This is a genomic window from Sphingobacterium prati, assembly GCF_013167215.1.
In the GTDB taxonomy this organism is placed as follows: Bacteria; Bacteroidota; Bacteroidia; order Sphingobacteriales; family Sphingobacteriaceae; genus Sphingobacterium; species Sphingobacterium prati.
The window spans coordinates 68,717-87,782 of sequence record NZ_JABJWY010000006.1; the positions used below are offsets into that span (position 1 = coordinate 68,717).

Below are 19,066 nucleotides of genomic sequence, written 5' to 3' on the forward strand. Positions count from 1 at the left end.
AGTTTATAGGAAATGAAAAAACTAATTTATATCTGTTTACTGTCGCTATTTTCACTTTATAGCTTCAGCTGCTCAAAATCTGAAAAGAGTGATTTTGTATTCGAACCAGCCGTACCACTGGGTGATCCATTTATACTATTGCATGAAGGTACCTATTACGCTTACGGTACCAATGCCGAAAACGGTATCGAAGTGTATACTTCGGATGATCTTCGTTATTGGACCAAATCAAATATACTGGCACTGAAAGGTGAGGATTCCTGGGGCGGACGCTGGTTCTGGGCGCCCGAAATTTATTATATCAAGGATAAAAAGAAGTTTTATATGTATTACAGCGCCAATGAACATATTTGTGTAGCGACTTCAGAGTCACCGTTGGGGCCATTTGTTCAGGAACCCAAAACACCGATGCTAGCAAGTGAAAAGGCCATTGACAATAGCCTGTTTGTCGACAATGATGGCACAGCTTATCTCTATTTTGTCCGTTTTAATAATGGGTCAGCAGTTTGGTCGGCGCAACTTGCTGCTGACCTGAAGACGATTAACAGCAGTAGCCTGAAGCAGCACCTTGCGGTATCACAGGAGTGGGAAAAAGTGTGGGGACTGGTTAATGAAGGGCCATTTGTCATTAAACATAATAACCTATATTATATGACCTATTCGGCGAATAGTTATGAAAGTCAGCGTTATGGTATTGGCTTGGCCACAGCAAGTTCCCCCACGGGGCCATGGACAAAATATGACGGCAACCCAATTCTGCAGCTGCCTGCGGATTTGGTTGGTGTGGGCCATAATGCACTTTTTCTGGATAAGGAAGGGAAACTCAAGATCGTTTTTCACGCGCATCATAGCAAAGATAGTATCCATCCACGGGCGATGTATATTGCCGATGTTACCTGGACAACGGATGCGGTTCCCCTTATGAAGATATCCACCGAAATTATCCGACCGAAAATAAAAAGAAAATAAACCAGCAAAATATACATAGCCAGAAATGGGTACTCAAAAACAATTATTCGAATGAAAAAACACTTTTTAATTTCCTTATTACTTGCCGCAAACTCCTATGCTCTGAGCGCGCAGGAGATGAGCCAGGCGATCCTGTTAAAGTCTCCCGGCAATCCGGCCCAGCGCTTTGAACTACTCGACAAAGGTGGGCAGACATTGGAGTCCACGGCGACCATGCCAGTGGATGTGAAGCAGACTGTTGTTAAAAATGAAGGGAAAACTATTGTTAAAGTAGTTTTGACCGCCAAAGAACGCGTGTACTTTAATTTTGAAAAGACATTTAAAATTAAAAAATATACACATGCCGAAAGCGAGTTTCTGATGCCGGGTTTTTGGTACCATAAAAATATGCGTTCACCGCAGGAAGCCCCTTCTTTTAAAACCAGCGATAGCTGGCAGGTTCGGGAAGATCGCCTTAGCACACCTTTGACTGGCGTTTTCAATGCGGCTTCCCATACGTATTATACCGTTATCAGATTAGATAAAATAAATCAAGATGCCTTGACTACACACCCAAGTGGAGAGGTGATTTTAAGTGGCAAAACTGATCTTGGATTTACAGGATTTAAAAATGCTGATGGTGCCTCCGCTTTGGTCTTTGGCTTTCCTTATCACGAAGCCCCCAAGACTTATCTCCGAAAATTGACACTGGCTCCCGAGGTCGTTGCCTTTGAAAAACTTGAAAAGGGTGAAACAAGAGAGCTTTCCTGGGAGATCAGCGAAGGTCAGGCCGATAATTATGGTGATTTTGTGTCCAAAGTGTGGAACTACTCGTACGACAGACAGCAGCCATCGACACTTCCGACAGCTTATACTCAGGAACAAGCCAAAGGTATTTTGGCAAACTTCTTTAAGGACAGTTATGTCGGGAACAAAGAACTAAAATACTATTCTGGTGTCCATATGCGTACCGATGACTGCAACAATACTGGCTCTGCGGAAGTCGGATTCGTGGGACGGGTATTGCTCAATGCATACAATGCACTTGAATATGGAGAAGCCCATGCACAGACGCAATTGGTCCGTAACGCTACAGCAATATTTGATAGCTACCTGCAACATGGATTTACAGCAAATGGATTTTTCAGGGAGTTCGTTGATTTTACACATAACAGCGAACCACAAGAATTCAGCATTCGGAGACAGTCGGAAGGGATCTTTGCAATACTTAACTACCTCAGCTACGAAAAGAAAAAGGGTAGAAAGCATCCTGAATGGGAACAGCGCATTAAAAAATTACTTGGCAACTTCGCCAAGCTCCAGCAGCAGGATGGGAGTTTCCCACGTAAATTTGACGATCAGCTACAGGTGAAGGATAGCAGCGGCGGTAGTACACCTTCAGCGACAGTGCCATTGGTTATGGCTTCCGTCTATTTTAAACAGGGCGGATATTTTCAACAGGCGCAAAAATCCGCAAGATATTTAGAGCGGGAAATCATTTCTAAATCGGATTACTTTTCGTCCACCTTGGATGCGAATTGTGAGGATAAAGAAGCTTCATTATATGCTTCTACAGCAATGTATTACTTGGCGCAGGTAAGTAAAGGAAAAGAGCGGCAACATTATTTGGAGCAGTGCAAGAAAGCAGCTTACTTTTGTCTCACTTGGTACTATACCTGGGACGTGCCTTTTGCCGCCGGACAAATGTTGGGCGATGTCGGTTTTAAATCCCGCGGCTGGGGAAATGTCTCCGTAGAGAATAACCATATTGATGTTTTCATCTTTGAATTCGCGGCTGTTCTTGATTGGCTTGCCAAGGAAACCAAGGAACAGCGACTCGCCGCCTTCTCGAGTGTGATTAAGAGCTCCATGTTACAGTTGATGCCGGTTAAGGACCATCTTTTCAATATCGCTAAGGTAGGTTATTATCCAGAAGTCGTACAGCATACAAATTGGGATTATGGTAAAAATGGAAAAGGATTTTACAACGATATTTTTGCGCCTGGCTGGACCGTCGCTTCCCTCTGGGAGCTGCTGAGCCCATCTAGGACGGAAGAATTTCTGGCAACAGCGCAGAAATAGTAATGTGTTTTTTATATTGGCGCCACATCGGTACGTGTGGTGCCAATTTTTATTGTGCATTTAACTAAGTTAATAGAATATTGTTATTTGAAATGTATTGACAAGTACCCTGTCAATTATTCCATTCTTCTCTTAATATTGACATGATTAATTTATCATGAAATTTATTATCTCTATAGCATGCCTGGCGCATCTTGCCCTCCATTTTGAAACCTGCGTTCTTATATGCTTTCACAGCAGCATAATTGGGCTCCGAAACCGTAAGCATAATGCGGTTGAGGTTTAGTTCTTCAAATCCCAAGGCAACAACTAATTTCGTTACTTGTGAGCCTATACCTTTTCCCCATTGATTGCGGTCCCCTATAAAGATAAAATACTCGCCAAGTTTGTTTGATGCCGAGATATTACAGATCCCCGCATAGCCAACAAGTGTATTTGAATGGGCGAGAAAAATTCCCTGATTATAATTTTTTGAATCGTTGACCACAGAGATAAACCATTTATCGATCGCTTCTTTTGTATTTAAAGATTGAAATAAAGAAAGTGAATATTTAATCGCTTCCGGATCGTTTACCCAGGTATAAAATGATCTGACATCCTGGATTGATAGGGGCTTCAGAATTATCGATGTGTCCATTTATTTGATACTCTTTGTTGTGTTAATAATCAGTTATTTAATGTTTGAGGAGCATGATCAATTCCAATTGTAAAAAACACTTCGATTTCTTATAATAGCAATTAAAATCGACATATTTAAAAATAATAAAATATTTTAATTCTTCTCAACTTCGATCGCACTGCTTTGATCAATTCTTTTGCTCAGCATTAGCGCGCTGTAATTTCCACATAGATAGTATGATCATGACCAAGAAGGTCGAAAAGATAAAATAACGCCACGCCAAGCCGTTTTGCGTTGTTATTTTCCCGCTTATGGCAACGATAAAGTTGGATAGCGATGTCACAATATAAACCATTCCCCCCATTAAACCGCCGGCAGTGCCCGCATGGTTCGGGAAAAATAACATGCTATTGGTGAAAAAGCTTGTAAATAGAACTCCTGAAATGGTGTGGATAAAAAATGCAAAACCGACCATGATATATAGATTCTGTTGAAATATGCCGACCAGTATTAAAGCAACAATAAAGGATGCCTGCAAGAAAACAGGAGCAATCACTCGGGGCACAAAGTCAAGATGCATGCATTTTTTTGTGATAAACCCACCGATCATCCAGGAAAAACCAAGTAGCAAGGTACAATAGCCAATCGTGACGGATGAAAAACGGAACGTATTTTCGATAATAAATGGCCCCGTAATATTGAACAGCATAACAATGGAGTAACTAAATCCCAAGACCAAAATCCCTAAAATAAAAAGTTTGTTTTGCAACATCATTTTATACAGGTTCAGGTTGTCCCTTAGATTGATCTTTTTCTTTTGGGCAATACTTTCCCCACTATAAAGGATTTCAAACAGCAATAGGCCACTGGCGTAAAAGGCTAGAAAATAGAAGTTGGCTTGCCAATTGAATATTTTTTCCAGATAGCCGCCCAGAAAGGGTGCTAGTATCGGACCGCAGGACCATACAATTGTAAAATAACTTAGGTAATTTTTCAATCGCTCACCCGTATACAGATCAACGAAAAGTGCACGGGTAGCTACCACCAGAATAGATATGGCCACACCTTGGACAACCCTTAGCAGACAAATGAAAAGCACACTGTCTGTATGCGCGATCAACAGGCTGCTTAATATCAACAGTGTTAGGGCCACGACCTTGGGATGATATCGGCCGATGCTGTCAAGAATGTTGCCTATAAATAACTGGGAAATACCATAACTGAGTAGATAACTTGTCAATGTCAACTGAATATCCCGCTCGTGAGCCTGTAAACTTTTGGCCATTGCTGGAAATGAAGGCAGATAGATGTCCGTTACAAACCCCGATAGGGGCATGGATACAAATGCCATGAACGTCACTAACTTGATGCGTTGTGCGGATGCTTCTCTCAACATTGTCTTGCTGTTTTTTATGAAACAAAACTAGAGACTTTTTTGATAAGGTGGGTACTATGAGACAAAGTAAAAATTACGAAAATCAAATATTAAATATTTTTCTGACGAAATTTAAGGGGGGAGGTTCCTGCATTTTTCTTAAAGAAATTGTTGAAATGAGTTGGTTCTTCAAACCCCAGCGTATAACCGATCTCAGCGACATTCCAATCGGTGTAGATTAAAAGGTTTTTTGCTTCTTCAAAAGTTTTTCTTTTAATAATCTGTGTAGTGGTCAGATTGGTGACCGATTTGACAGAAGCATTGAGATGGTTGACATGTACATTGAGTCGTTGGGCAAAATCAGCAGCTGTGCGTAATGCTAGTGGATATGCCGGGGAATCCAGCGGAAACTGCTTATGCAGCAGTTCGTCAAATAAACGATACATACGTAGGCTTCCGGATTGGTCCTGAGGAGCGACATCTTCTACTCGCCATTCCAGCGCTAAGTGAAGAACCGCTGCCAAATTGCTCTTGATCGCACTGCAGCGTAAAGGATAACCGGAGTTATTCAGACGAAACATATTGTCAAAAAAACTTGTAAGTAGACTTAACTGTTCCGCGTCCAAAAAAACAATCGGCTTACTCCATTCCTTGAATAGTGATGTTTTTTTAAAAGGTTCAAATGTTTGACTACCTGTAAAAAACTCCTGATTGAATAAACAAAAATACCCTTCTTGCTCATTTGTATCACATATCCAGCTATAAGGTATATTCAATGCCGGTAAAAAAAGCGCAGGACGATCGATATATAATTCATGTTGGCCGTACTTGAACCAACCCTTACCCAAGATTAGACTGATTTTATAAAAATCACGTCTATTGTAAGGCGTTTTAAAATCACAGTATTTGCGCAGGGAAATGTTAAAATGTGATTTTCCGAGCTCTACATCCAATGCCGTGCCATCGCTCGAATGTAAATGGCTCAATCGCTTATAGTAATCTTGTATGGTTTCTAATGTTTCACTCATGATTTTTTAAAGTTACAAAAATCAAATGTATTCACAGATTTTTATCAACCCATTAACTTAATTTCGTGTTTAAGACTAAGAAGCAAGAGATCTGTAATGTAAAATGGCGGGGTTCGGATCAGAATAGCTGAAATACGCTAGTAGAAGTTTAAGACTGAATAAAACAAAAAGCGGAGTTGACAAGATTTGGCAACTCCGCTATTGTCAGCAAAATAAATAAGCTTAGTTCAGCGGTTTGATCACAACCTGATCCACAACCTTCCCTTGCTGATCCAAGATTTTAAATGTTCCTTTTTCATTGTTTAGATCCACCCGAAGTACATTGTTGTTTGAATTGACAATAATGGGGAAATGGATGCTGTTTGTTGCATTTTGGATAATATGTCTATGTAGATGACCCGATAACATGATCTGCGCACCGGCCTTATTTAAGATAGGAACAAACTTTTCTAAGATTTCCTGTTCGCCATGCCAACCTCCGAAAGGCGGCATATGACAGATGACTACCTTATATTTGGCATCTTTAAATGACGGATCTTCAACCGCCTGTGCCAGCCAAGCAGCCTGTTCTGTGCGATAATTATCCATTTCCACAATACCACTGTATTCAATATCCGTATCGGGTTTGTCTTCGCCACAGTCGAGTACGATGAAGCCTGTGTTACCGTGTCGGAATTGATAATAAAGTTTGCCTGTCGGTGTCGGGAAATATTTTGGATACGCAGTCGCAAATGGGCCACGGGTTTCGTGGTTTCCTCGAGCATAGAACATCGGTTTTTCACTCGCAAATCTTTTAATGGCCGTGTCCATAAATCCATCATATAGCTGTTTCTCACTCAGGAGATTATTGACCATGTCCCCATTGAAAACGACAAAATCGCTTGTTTTTAAATTACCTATATCCAATAGTTTATCCAGTACCTCATTACGCTCATGGATATCGTTGACGACAGTAAAATGAGTCGATGCAGCATTCCCGAGCGTCTGAAAAGATAATGGCGTCTGTCGATAGACATTGCTGGCCACAACTTTTCCATATTGTACATTGACACCTTCATGTTTTAATACTTGTTGACTGTACACCCTGTATCGGTAACGTGTTCCTGGTTTCAGGTTGTTCAATGTGACCTGATGTAGTGTGCCGACTTTCTTAAAACCGTAGGCTGATGCAAAGTATTTAGTTCTTTCCTTAAAATAAAAGTGGCTCGAATCATCTGGTGCCAGTTCTACCCATCCTGTTGCTGGCTGATCTGTTGTCCAAACAATGGAAACCGAATGTTCGGTCAATCCCTGGATAAAAGGGAAATGGGTTATTTTGATGTCCTCTTGTCCTATAGCCCGCAAACTATTGAACAGGAGTAGCATGATTATGAGGTGTAATCTTTTCATATTAATATCCGGGGTTTTGAATAAGTAAATTGTTCTTTTTTAATTCATCACGTAAAATAGGCAAAAAATAAGCTTTATCGATCCAGTTGTATTTCTCAAAATCAATATGTCTGATCGTGGGTACACTTGCCGTGCTGTGGTCAGGGTTCATTTTGTAGACAATGTCTGCGACCCTTGTTGTTCTGTTATAAATTTGAGGGCCCAGCAGCCAACGGCGTACATCATAGAAACGATGTTCTTCAAACGCCAATTCTATTCTTCTTTCATTCCGGTATCTTTCTTTTAATGCTGCCCCTGAGTCAGTAATGGCCGGCATCCCAGCTCTTTTACGGATCATATTGAGGTAGGTGCGCGCTTCATCCTCCAATCCCAGCTCTATACAGGCTTCGGAGTAATTTAGTAGGACTTCCGCATAACGCATAAAACGCCAGGTCACTGCCTGTTTATCATATTGTGCGTTTACTGTAGGATCAATGTATTTGCGTAAATAATAGCCCGTATAGGATCCATTCCAATCTTCAATTGTGCTTTTTCGTGTATCAACACCATAAACAAGCTCTGTCTTACCAGTGGTGGCGTTCCAGCGTTCCCATCTTCCTGTTTGCACTTTATTCTCCGGATCCAGGCCTTTTGCGTCATCTGGTCTTTGTCTCCAGGAAGCACCATTATAAAGCACCGTTGCAGCAAACCTCGGGTCTCTATTGTGGTAAGGATCTACGGCCATAGCTGGATCAGACCAACTAAACTTTTTACCGTCCAGGGTTTCGAAATCATCGACAAAATCTCCGAGCGGTGCATTTGTACCCCAGCCGTGGTAACCATTGGGCGAAGAGTAGAGGCCCACACGCTGACCCATAGGTATGGTAAAGTATTTAATGAAAATATCTTCCTCGGTGTTTTTGTTAAGAAAAATTTCCGTTAGGTTTTGGGAGATATTATCCGTTGCAGCAGGTACAGCTTTATATAGCTTATATTTGTTCAGATCAATGACAGCTTTGGCCGCATCTTTTGCTGCCTGCCATCTTGCTGTGCGGTTTCCGTCTGTATAGTGTAGCAACTTAGGCTTTTCAAATCCCGGGAATACATCTTTGTTATAAAGGTCACTCGCCGCATAGAGCAGGATCCTGGCCTTCAATGCGAGTGCTGCCCCCTTGGTTGCACGTCCCAGGTTCGCTCCCGAATGGTCAAGTGGCAATAGTTCGGCAGCTTTGTCAAGTTCCGCCATCATAAATCTGACACAATCCGCATACGAACTTCGTTCTTTCTGAAATTCATCGGTCAGTTCGTACGGCTCCGTGATTAATGGTACACCAGCGTATGTACTTGTCAGTAGATGATAATAATATGCCCGCATGAAATGCATTTCACCGGTCATGCGATCTTTCATTGTTTTCCCATCAATGAGATTAGCGGAAAATGGAACTTGATCAACCTTCGAAAAAAAGAGATTGCAAAAACGGATACTTTTATACAGATCGGCCCAGGATCTATAGCGCGATACCCCCCAACCCAGGAGGTCATCCGGAGATTGGATGCTGCGGTTAAAATTTAAGGAAGCCGCATTCCCGCGATAATGTCCTTCATCGACCAAGTTGGCCTTGAACCGGCCATCTGTCAATGGCTCGTCCAGCCGAAAATATAATTGATTGATAAATGTCTCTACCAGTGCAGGATCGGTCCACACTGCATTTTCGGAGAATTCTGTTGAAGGATCTGTATTTAAAAAGTCTTTTTGACAAGACCCAAGTGCCAACGTTGCTAGCAATATGAATAGATTAAATTGTCGTTTCATGGTGATTAAAATGTTAGTGAAAGGCCTAGATTATACACTCTGTTAAGGGGATATGCCGTCGCTGCAGTTGTTTCAGGATCAAAGTCCTTTACTTTTGTCCAGGTGAGCAGGTTCTGCCCGCTGAAATATAACTGTAGTCTGGTCAGCCGAAGTTTTTTACAGATGTCATCGGAGAAATTATAACCGAATTCGAAATTTTTCAACCGGACATAATTGGAACTCTGCAACCAATAGGTATTATCGTTGGATCTCCAATATTCATTGTATCGGTTCCATGCACGTGGTTTTGCAGCATCAGGATTCTCTGCTGTCCATCGCCCTTCGACATTTTGCTTGAGATAATTGCCAGCCTCACCCTGCATTTCGTAGTAGTTGTTACGGATGGCGCCAGCAGCGCCTTGGAAGAATAAACTCGTATAAAATCCTTTATAGGATAAGTCTATATTAAATCCCCCGGTTAGTGTCGGAAGTTCTGTTTTTTCGGATCGCACACGATCCAAACCATCTATTTTACCATCGTTATTTACATCTTCAAAAACGATATCTCCAGGCCTTGCCCCAGCCCAGTGCGGATAAGCGTCAACAGCAGCCTGATCCCTGAATATACCGATTGCATTGTAATAGAGTTTCGCATTCATGGGTCTGCCTGTGGACTGCTGATAATCCGGTATTCCAGGAGTTTCATCCCAAAAACGAATGCGGTTATGATTGGTCGCTATATTTCCATTGACAGCATAGTGAAAACCATTGACCTGATCGGCATAGCCCAGCTGCAGTTCAAATCCTTTGTTTGTCACCTCACCAATATTTTCTTTGGGTAAAGTAAGTCCCGAAGACGAGGGAACGGAGGCATTTCTGTTCCAGAGAATATTAGTCCGGACATTGTAGAAATATTCGGCGGTCAGGGTTAATTTATTGTTCAGAAACTTAGCATCCAGACCAAAATTGGATTGATTGGCGACTTCCCACGTCACATTTGGATTAGGTATCCGGAGTTCATTCAGTACTTTATTTTCTTGTGTGCCATTAAAAACATAGACATTGGAAGCGCCTGTCAGGAAGCCATAACTTGACATAAATTGATAGTCATCTATGCGGTCATTACCCGTTTGACCCCATGAAGCCCTTAATTTTAGGTCTGAAACCACAGACTTGATTGGCTGCCAGAATGCCTCATTGGATAAGCGCCATCCTCCGGAGACTCCGGGGAAAAAGCCAAACCGTTTGTTGCTTGGAAATTTATACGAACCATCATATCGCCACAGAAATTCCAATAAGTATTTGTTGTCAAAGTCATAATTCAGGCGGCCAAAATAATTGAGCCTGGCCTGCATGGCAGATTGGCCGGAGTTATCTTTTTCGGCATCGCCACCTGCGAATAGCTCTTCAATGGCGGCAGAAACAAAATACTTTCTAAAGGCGTAAAACTCCATATTATCACCTTTAATCTTTTCCAGTCCCAACAAACCATTGAAATGGTGCTTTTCACTAAAATTTCGTTCGTAGCGAACCAACGCATTTAAAGTCAATAGGTTTTTGGTGTCAAAGTCCTGTCGGAGCTGTGGTGCTGTGAATCCCTTCAATCCGGCGACCAAAATCGGTGTACCATTATTATCCATGGTTTTGCCATCCCAATTGTACAATGTCCACGGTGTCTGCCATAATTTGTCGTTCTGTAAGGTCCTGTCATACGCGACGTTTCCGCTCACAGACAAACCTTCGACTCCGGGAATTGTGATGTCCAGATTTGCCCTGGATTCGAGCATCATGGTTTTATTTCGGTCGTAACCGGTCTGATTGGTCGTGATAACGACAGGATTATTCCCATATTCTATATCGGGGCCATTCTGTCCGGTAGGCCAGTACGCGTGCATGTTCGGTTTACCCCGCAAGATCATTCCAAAGATATCCGCTGCGGAGCGCGTTGGATAATTTCGGTTGTATTCACGCAACGCGGCATTAACCCCATATTTAATATAATCATTAAATTTTCCGTTCAGGTTGCTCCTGAAATTGTATTGATTAAACTTCGTTGCCGAATTTTTGTAGATCGCATCCTGTTTATCATAGCCACCTGAGATATAATAATTGAGGTATTCCGAACCGCCTGTAATATTGAGTGCAGTTTTATGCTGCGGTGCGGCAGCATGAAATGTTGCATCAAACCAATCTGTATTCGGATATTTCCAGATATCCGTACCGGAGCGGAATAAGGCTAATTCTTCTTCGCTGTATTTTGGTTTCTGGCCAGCATAGAGACCGATCTCATTGAGCATTTGCGCATATTCCGCAGCATCCGCCATTTTTGGGATGACATTAGGTTGAGACCAGCCTTGATTATGCGTCAGACTAACCTGCGGTTTGCCGCTTTTTCCTTTTTTTGTCGTTACCAGAATAACACCATTGGCAGCCTGGGAACCGTAGATGGCAGCCGATGCATCCTTTAATATGGTCACGCTTTCAATATCCTGTGGATTGAGTCTTTCAATGGATCTGTTGGCGATACCATCAACCACGATCAGCGGCGAGTTGTCTCCTAAGGTATTGGCTCCCCGGATCCGAAGTGTGGAATTATCACTTCCCGGCTCCCCGGAAGTCGTTGTTGCCACCAAACCCGGTAGCCGACCAGCAAGTGTATTTGTGACGTTCATTACGGGAGCTCTGTCCAATACATCGCCTTTGACATCGACAATGGAGCCCGTGACTGTTGATGCCTTTTGCGTACCATAGCCTACAATCACTACTTCCTCCATCGAAGTTACGGTTTGTTGGAGTCTGATTTCGATATTTTCGTTTGAAATGACCTTATAGTCTGTCGCCTGATACCCGATCATACTGACATGGAGTGTGGGGGTGCTGCTGGCTACCGGTAGGGTAAAAGAACCATCTTCAAGTGTAGAAGTCCTATTGACGGCTCCTACCTCATTTACAGTCGCATTGGCCAATGGTTCGCCCTTTGCATCGAGAATCTTACCCTTCACGATCTTTTGTTGTATAGCGGTAACCCTCCCTTCAATAGCTTCATGGGCGGTACCTGCACCCTTGCTCAGAATAATATTTTTGTCGACTATTTTATAGACAATTTGATATTTGCCCAGCAATTCATCTAGCACAGATTCCAGTGGTGCATTGACAAACTTTACATCCGCAGTACGTTTTTGGGGCAAGAGCGATTCTTTATACAAGATGTTATACCCGCTCTGTTTTTGAATATCCCTTAGCAAGGTTTCGAGGCTTGCTTTATTTTTTTTGAGATTGATCGTTTGTCCGAAAGAACTAGCATATGTACTTAGGCTAGTTGCAAAGAGTAGTGGCACTGCGATAGACAGTTTCATAACCAATGGTTTGAGGATGATGTTCTTCCTAAAGTCCATAGGAAGAACAGACCGATTTTTTTTGTATTTTTGCATTCGGTTGATATTTTAAGTTAATATTTGATAAGATGTGTCAACTGTCTCTATGAGACCAGCTTCAGGAGCGGTCGCAACGCTTCTGAAGCCTTTGGTTGTAAAAGATTAGTTTTTTACATATATTTTCCTCCCCGTTAATTCAAAATGTACACCACCGACAAGTTCGATAGTCTTTAATAATTTTTTGATATCACCATATTTCGATATTGTACCCGAAAATTGAAAATCCTCAAATTGAGATTTAAACTCCACCTGAACGTCGTACCAGCGGCCGATAATGGCCATAACCTCAACAAGAGGGGTTTTGTAAAAGGCAAAATTACCATCCTTCCATGCGATAGAATAAAAGGGATCAATCGGATCTATCGAAAACTGATTTGACGCATGTTCAAATGTTGCCTGTTCATTGGGCTGCAGGAATTGATCTGGTATTGTCGTATTTTTAAAATTCAGTTTTACTTTACCTTCCACCAAAGTTGTTATGATTTTCTTTCCATAGTTCTGCACATTAAAAGAAGTACCCAATACCTCTATTGACTGAGAACCAGTATGGATAATAAAGGGGATTCGTTTTCCCTCTTCAGTTCGTTTAGCCACATCAAAATAGGCCTCGCCATACATTTCTACTTCCCGTTTTGACCGATCAAACACAACAGGGTATTTCAACGAAGTAGATGCATTGAGCCATACTCGTGTACCATCGGGTAGTGTAAGATTATATTCACCGCCCCTTGGCGTTACGATGCTGTTGTAGACAAGTTTATGAGGATCAACACCATCCTTGATATGATAGGAAATCTCTCCGGCTGCGGTTTTGATAATCTCAAAATCGCCGTGGTCAATAATAGTATCACCTTTGATTTTTTCCAGGTCAATTCGATGGCCATTTTCCAGAATAATCTGGGCACGGTCTTTACCCGGGAGCACCGATTCGATCCCATTATTGGCCATGAGCTGCTGCTCATTGATCAAAGAGCCACTGGATTTTCCGAAAAAATAAATTAGTGCACCTATACCGACGACCAATAGCAAGGCAGCAGCAGCCATACTTCGCCAGGGAATCAGCGTTGGTTTTTTTAGCGGAACCAGCTCCAACAACTGATTTTTGATACGCTCATCAGCGGTGATTTTTTCAAATATGTCTTGGTTGTTCATTTCAGACCCAAGCTTATTTACGGGCTGTTCTTCAAGTTTTATTTGTTCCCATGCATCCAAAAAATCTTCATCGTCCATATATTTTATAAACTGCATTAACGACTCTCCTTGGAGTTTATCGTTATAATACTGACGGATTAATCTTTTGTAAGCTTCTATTTTTGACATCGATGCTAATTTCTACATGCTTTAAATGTCTATTCGCATCAGTGATCAAAATGTACTAGTCAAAAAAGTGAAATTTTTAAAAATGAAAATAGATGACAGAAAATAGGGGAGAGCCACAAGAGCAGCATGTTAATATAACACGAGTAGGACGGCTAGTGTGAATAAGATTTTTTGGAGTCTTAACTTGACAAAACTACAGGCGGCAGTCAAATGGTTTCTCACCGTATTTCGGGAGATACCAATTTGCTCCGCAATTTCCTGATAGCTCTTTTCCTCCAATTTATTCATTTGGTAAATCCGTTTTTGTTGGGCTGGAAGTGCATCAATAACCTTTTGTAGCATCTGTTCATGTTCCTTTTGTTCCAACTGAATGTGTCCACAGGGTGATGTATTCAACTGGATGTTTCCACTATCCATTCGGTATTGTTTTCGGATGACCTCTTTTCGAAAATTAGATATCGCCAATCTTTTGGCTACAACATAGAGAAAGGGGAATATCGCTTCAGCAGCAGGAATTTCATTTCGTTTTAGAAAGAGCTGAACAAAAACTTCCTGCACAATTTCTTCTGCTTCAGTTGTTGAGGAGGTCAAACGGCATACTTTTTTCAGTAAACAGGGCTTGTAGTTATCAAAAATTTTTCGAAAAACTCTCCCATCAGCCATTTGAAATCGTTCAAATTCCTCTAAATCAAGTGGAAATCCTTTCAAATCCATTAATACATAGGTTTTTATTGGTCTAAAGAAACAAAATTGATATTAAATTTATATAAAAAAGGTATTAATTCAAAATGAAACCTTTCGAAACATAAGATGCGCAACCTGACGCCACTATAAAGTAGTATAAGATACGAACGCAAGCTGCGATTTGAAAACCCATTTAATATCTATGATACCATTTTTTAAGCTTTTTTCGCTTGAGAGATTCGCTAACATGCATTATAGAAGCATTGGTCATCAACCAACACCAAATATGATCTCTTATTTAGGCAATAGCAAGATTATGTCGCTCGGAGATGTATTCCAATTTTTATCTACATGTTATTTTTTGGAGGTTATTGTATGCAAGACCTTGAGCAATTAAAATTTACTCTCAAAATGATAGGTGCCCGAACCGATTTCTCTTGTCACTTCAGGTAGTATCACTTTTGCCTTGGTGTTCACAGGTATAGTAACCTCAAGTTTCAATAATCCATTTTCTAGTGCCCAAGCCGATCTTACTGGACCATATGGAGTTTCTAATTCTGCGGAGGCACTTGTTATTTTTCCACCTGGTTTAGGGGCGATAACAATGGATTTATAACCAGGTTCCTCGGCGACCGAATTGATGCCCGCAATCGTTCGGTACATCCAATCTCCAATTGCTCCGTACGCATAGTGGTTGTAGGAATTCATATCCGGTGTTTGAAAAGAACCATCCGGCTTGATCCCGTCCCATCGTTCCCATATTGTTGTTGCACCCATTTTAACAGGATAGAGCCATGAAGGATAGCTTTCCTGCATCAAGAGATCGTAAGCCACATCATTATGACCAAATCTGGTTAGTACATGGCATAGATAGGGAGTGCCCAAAAATCCTGTTGTGAGGTGATTGCCATAATCACGAATATTCGCCACAAGACGATTTGCCGATGCTGCTCGAAGTTCTTCGGGCAACATATCAAATTGTAGCGCCAAAACGTAAGCCGTTTGTGTTCCAGAAACCAATCGCCCAGTGGGTGTCATGTATTCCTTTACAAAAGCGGATTTAATATTGGCTAACAGTGCTGTATATTTAGCGACATCTTGCTGTTTGCCCAATACATTAGCTGCATTGATCAATAATTGGGTAGAATGCGCATAAAAAGTCTGGGCAATCAAGTATTTATCGGTAACTGCGGCCCTTCCGTCATTGTCATCATTGGGGCGATAGAATAACCAGTCACCAAAATGGAAACCTGAGTTCCAAAGATCATTTTTGGCTACGGAAGATATATAATCTACCCATTTCCGCATACTTTCAAACTGTGTTTCCAACAACTGCCGGTCGCCATAGGCTACATACATATTCCATGGAATAATAGTAGCCACATCTGCCCAACCTGCTGATGCACCATCGTTTGCTCCTAGTACATTGGGTATTACATGTGGGATTGAACCGTTAGGTAGTTGGTCAGCCTTGACATCCTTGAGCCATTTGGTGAAAAATCCCGCAATATCCATATTGTAAGCAGCAGTATTGGCAAAAGCCTGTGCGTCACCCGTCCAACCCAGACGCTCGTCGCGTTGTGGACAATCCGTTGGTACATCCAAAAAATTTCCCTTTTGTCCCCATTGAATATTATGTTGTAGCTGGTTCAGTAGACTATTGGAAGTAGCGAATTTTCCTGTACTCTCCATCGCGGAATACAACGCGACAGCAGTAAGGTTGTCGGCTGTTAATTCCCCTGGATAGCCCTCGACCTTCACATACCTGAAACCTTGAAACGTAAAATGAGGTTCAAAGACCTGTTCGGTATTTTCCTTTAAAATATAAATATCCTGTGCCTTAGCGGATCTTAAGTTGGTGGTATAAAAATTGCCTTCTTTTGTAAGTACTTCAGCGTGGCTCAGTGTGATCTTGGTTCCGGCGGCACCTTTAGCTTTGAGCATGACCCAACCTACCAGGTTTTGTCCGAAATCCACAACAGTCTCACCTGAAGGTGTTTTAAAAACTTTAAGCGCTTTGAACTGTTCGTGTTTCTTAATAGGCGGGCCACTCATTGCGACAAGTTTTTCTGGACCTTTCTCCATTGTGCTCACGCTATTCCATTTGTTATCCACTTGAAAGCCAATATTATTCCAACCATCTATTTCCATCCGAGCATCATAGATTTCGCCATCATAAATATCGGATGCCATGATCGGTCCGTAAGCATATTTCCAGCTTTCATCGGTTTGGATCGTTTCGGTTGTTCCATCTGTGTATTCCATCATAAGCTGCAAGAGCAACCCACGCGTATCGCCATAGAAATTATGTTGATTTCCGAATCCAATCCGCCCTTTGTACCAACCATTTCCAACACTGAGCCCAAAGACATTAGCACCATTCCTTAGTATTGTCGTTACATCATACACTTGATATTGTAAATGATCCTTATAACTGGTCCATCCTGGAGCAAAATAGGTATCACTGATGCGTTGGCCATTGATATGCGCTTCGTACAATCCTTTTGCTGTGACATAGACCATTGCTGATTTAAGTTTTTTATTGATGGCAAATTCCTTTCTGAAAAGAGGACTTCTTGCCGACGTGTCTTTTCCGGCTACTTTGATCCATGTTGCAGACCATGACATAGGGCTAATGCCCATTTGAAAGAACGCAGGTTCAGACCAGGCGGAAGTATTGCCATGATTGTCTTTTACCCTAACTTGCCAAAAATATCTCTTTCTTGATTGTAGTGTAGCACCCTCATATTTAATTAATACAGACTGATCGCCGATTACTGTCGCTTTCCACACCAGGTCCTTGCCTGCATCCATCGTTGCTTTATGACGGCCAACTCTGATTTCATATGATGACTGTTGTGTATTCTTTATCGGGGAGGTTATTTTCCAACTAAATCGTGGGTTTTCGGTTTCGATTGCCAGAGGGTTTTTAAGGTGTTCTACTTTAAGGTCGATTACACTTAATTTTTGAGAAAAGGTGTTGATAGCCAATAGACATAGAATCCCGAGTGTCACAATTTTCCGAAACAGATGTTTTATAATTGGTTCCATATTTGAGGATTGATGGTTAGCCGGAGATCCGGAATGATTTACTATTATAAATATTAAATTTGATAGAGGCGTCATGCACTATCCTGTATACTTTTGAAACCTATTACAAAAGACAAAATTTGGTGAATTTCACCTCCATATTTCCGTTGTTTACCGAGTTTTTATACCCGTTAGCCTAAAGCCAATTGCCCGGGGGAACCCCTGTGTTGTAGTTTTGAATCAACAAATCAGAACAACAACTAGTGGTGAGTCATTTAGCTCGTAGCCTAACAATTAGTGAATCATAAGTTTATAAGTTTAGTTTAGTAGCCACGTCGTGAGATGTGGCTTTTTATGTCTACGAAACGAGTGAATTGGTTCAACCTATAAATCAACCTGCTTACACAGTTTCCTAAATGTAAATCGATTGATCAATAATTAATTCGATAATCTTAATTACAAACGCGGACTTTATAAAGTTTCAACGTTGGTATATGTAGCGTTTGATTTGGGTTGGTCGCATATATATTATATGTCCACCAGCTATCTTCGGCTTTTGTATAGATCACACGATTTGTTTTTGCATTCCAGTTTACAGATTTTATATGATGTACACCCTTTAATTGAGCGAACGGGGCAAATTTTTGATCTTTTATAGAAAAGACAGCGACATTGTCTGCAAAAGAAACGAGTAAACGGTTGTTGTCTACCAAAGAAAGATCATGGCCACCCTGTCCTGGGATTTTTATCGTTTTAACAAGTGTTAAGCTATTTTTATCATCAGTTAATTGGTATGTTCGTAGGTCATCATAACCCAGCACAAATAACTGTTGTAGTTCGTTGTTCCAGACGACACCATGTCCGGAATAAAGTGTGTCTTTATAGATCGGTTTCTCCATCTGATCCAAGTGGTAAAGTTCTAAGGAGTTACCCATTGGATGGGTCGAGTTTGCCACAGCTACCAGCTTTTCGGATAGTAAGTCTGCGGAGTGAGCCATCGGTGTTTTCGCCAAGAACTCGATTTTTTTATCGGCGATATTCAATAAGCAGGTTGCGCCTGTCGATGAAGTAATCAGGATCTTTTTGTTTGCGAAAACCGGCTTGCACTCATCTATCGATTTAAAATAATTGCTATATTCCTCCGGTATCTGATCGGCACTTTCTTTGAGTTGCCATTTCCAGATTATAGCTGAGCTATCTGATCCAACTGCAGGGTTAATAATAAGCACCTTGTCATCTCCACAAGCTACCCAATAGCCTTTGGAGATTTGGGTTATTTGTTGGGCCTTGCTAAAAAAGGGTATTGCCATGATGAAGCATAGCACTAATGTATGCGTTATTTTAATAGATTTCATATTACATTTTACTTAAATTCCTATTTAAAGT

The 19,066-nt window shown here is 41.4% G+C and carries 12 protein-coding genes; 2 read left to right on the forward strand and 10 right to left on the reverse strand.

Features of this window, described 5'->3' with window-relative positions; translation table 11 throughout:
• Positions 1-12 precede the first annotated feature (12 nt).
• Entirely contained in the window at positions 13-969 is a 957-nt protein-coding gene (locus tag HPC41_RS00290; RefSeq protein ID WP_172392021.1) for a glycoside hydrolase family 43 protein, read from the forward strand.
• A 51-nt stretch (positions 970-1,020) separates the two neighbouring features.
• Complete coding sequence (locus tag HPC41_RS00295; RefSeq protein ID WP_216660603.1) at positions 1,021-3,030, forward strand: hypothetical protein; 2,010 nt, start codon at positions 1,021-1,023, stop codon at positions 3,028-3,030.
• Between the two features lie 112 nt (positions 3,031-3,142).
• Here the strand turns inward: HPC41_RS00295 and HPC41_RS00300 are convergent, their stop codons facing one another.
• The 10 genes from HPC41_RS00300 to HPC41_RS00345 form a co-directional block, all read right to left on the reverse strand.
• Positions 3,143-3,667: a GNAT family N-acetyltransferase gene (locus tag HPC41_RS00300; RefSeq protein WP_172392022.1), complete on the reverse strand. Its 525-nt coding sequence runs from the start codon at positions 3,665-3,667 to the stop codon at positions 3,143-3,145.
• 169 nt (positions 3,668-3,836) lie between these two features.
• Complete coding sequence (locus tag HPC41_RS00305) at positions 3,837-5,045, reverse strand: MFS transporter (RefSeq protein ID WP_172392023.1); 1,209 nt, start codon at positions 5,043-5,045, stop codon at positions 3,837-3,839.
• Between the two features lie 89 nt (positions 5,046-5,134).
• Positions 5,135-6,052 carry a helix-turn-helix domain-containing protein gene (locus HPC41_RS00310; RefSeq protein ID WP_172392024.1) on the reverse strand — a complete coding sequence of 306 codons (918 nt, stop codon included), beginning with the start codon at positions 6,050-6,052 and terminating at the stop codon, positions 5,135-5,137.
• A gap of 222 nt (positions 6,053-6,274) precedes the next feature.
• Positions 6,275-7,441, reverse strand: a complete 1,167-nt coding sequence (locus HPC41_RS00315) for a purple acid phosphatase family protein (RefSeq protein ID WP_172392025.1) — start codon at positions 7,439-7,441, stop codon at positions 6,275-6,277.
• Between the two features lies 1 nt (position 7,442).
• Positions 7,443-9,233 carry a RagB/SusD family nutrient uptake outer membrane protein gene (locus tag HPC41_RS00320; RefSeq protein WP_172392026.1) on the reverse strand — a complete coding sequence of 597 codons (1,791 nt, stop codon included), beginning with the start codon at positions 9,231-9,233 and terminating at the stop codon, positions 7,443-7,445.
• A gap of 5 nt (positions 9,234-9,238) precedes the next feature.
• The gene (locus HPC41_RS00325) at positions 9,239-12,643 is read right to left on the reverse strand and encodes a TonB-dependent receptor (protein ID WP_246250231.1); all 3,405 of its coding nucleotides are present in this window, start codon (positions 12,641-12,643) and stop codon (positions 9,239-9,241) included.
• Between the two features lie 105 nt (positions 12,644-12,748).
• Positions 12,749-13,966 carry a FecR family protein gene (locus HPC41_RS00330; RefSeq protein ID WP_172392027.1) on the reverse strand — a complete coding sequence of 406 codons (1,218 nt, stop codon included), beginning with the start codon at positions 13,964-13,966 and terminating at the stop codon, positions 12,749-12,751.
• Between the two features lie 129 nt (positions 13,967-14,095).
• Entirely contained in the window at positions 14,096-14,680 is a 585-nt protein-coding gene (locus HPC41_RS00335; RefSeq protein ID WP_172392028.1) for an RNA polymerase sigma factor, read from the reverse strand.
• Positions 14,681-15,043: 363 nt separating this feature from the next.
• The gene (locus HPC41_RS00340; RefSeq protein WP_172392029.1) at positions 15,044-17,701 is read right to left on the reverse strand and encodes a glycoside hydrolase family 78 protein; all 2,658 of its coding nucleotides are present in this window, start codon (positions 17,699-17,701) and stop codon (positions 15,044-15,046) included.
• A gap of 431 nt (positions 17,702-18,132) precedes the next feature.
• On the reverse strand, positions 18,133-19,035 hold the full coding sequence (locus tag HPC41_RS00345) for a DUF6528 family protein (RefSeq protein WP_216660604.1): 903 nt from the start codon (positions 19,033-19,035) through the stop codon (positions 18,133-18,135).
• Positions 19,036-19,066: the final 31 nt, after the last annotated feature.

Coding starts and splice junctions, on each gene's coding strand:
- HPC41_RS00300 (WP_172392022.1), bottom strand. CDS start 3,667: ATGGACACATCGATAATTCTGAAGCCCCTATCAATCCAGGATGTCAGA.
- HPC41_RS00290 (WP_172392021.1), top strand. CDS start 13: ATGAAAAAACTAATTTATATCTGTTTACTGTCGCTATTTTCACTTTAT.
- HPC41_RS00320 (WP_172392026.1), bottom strand. CDS start 9,233: ATGAAACGACAATTTAATCTATTCATATTGCTAGCAACGTTGGCACTT.
- HPC41_RS00335 (WP_172392028.1), bottom strand. CDS start 14,680: ATGGATTTGAAAGGATTTCCACTTGATTTAGAGGAATTTGAACGATTT.
- HPC41_RS00310 (WP_172392024.1), bottom strand. CDS start 6,052: ATGAGTGAAACATTAGAAACCATACAAGATTACTATAAGCGATTGAGC.
- HPC41_RS00340 (WP_172392029.1), bottom strand. CDS start 17,701: ATGGAACCAATTATAAAACATCTGTTTCGGAAAATTGTGACACTCGGG.
- HPC41_RS00330 (WP_172392027.1), bottom strand. CDS start 13,966: ATGTCAAAAATAGAAGCTTACAAAAGATTAATCCGTCAGTATTATAAC.
- HPC41_RS00305 (WP_172392023.1), bottom strand. CDS start 5,045: ATGTTGAGAGAAGCATCCGCACAACGCATCAAGTTAGTGACGTTCATG.
- HPC41_RS00345 (WP_216660604.1), bottom strand. CDS start 19,035: ATGAAATCTATTAAAATAACGCATACATTAGTGCTATGCTTCATCATG.
- HPC41_RS00325 (WP_246250231.1), bottom strand. CDS start 12,643: ATGCAAAAATACAAAAAAAATCGGTCTGTTCTTCCTATGGACTTTAGG.
- HPC41_RS00315 (WP_172392025.1), bottom strand. CDS start 7,441: ATGAAAAGATTACACCTCATAATCATGCTACTCCTGTTCAATAGTTTG.
- HPC41_RS00295 (WP_216660603.1), top strand. CDS start 1,021: ATGAAAAAACACTTTTTAATTTCCTTATTACTTGCCGCAAACTCCTAT.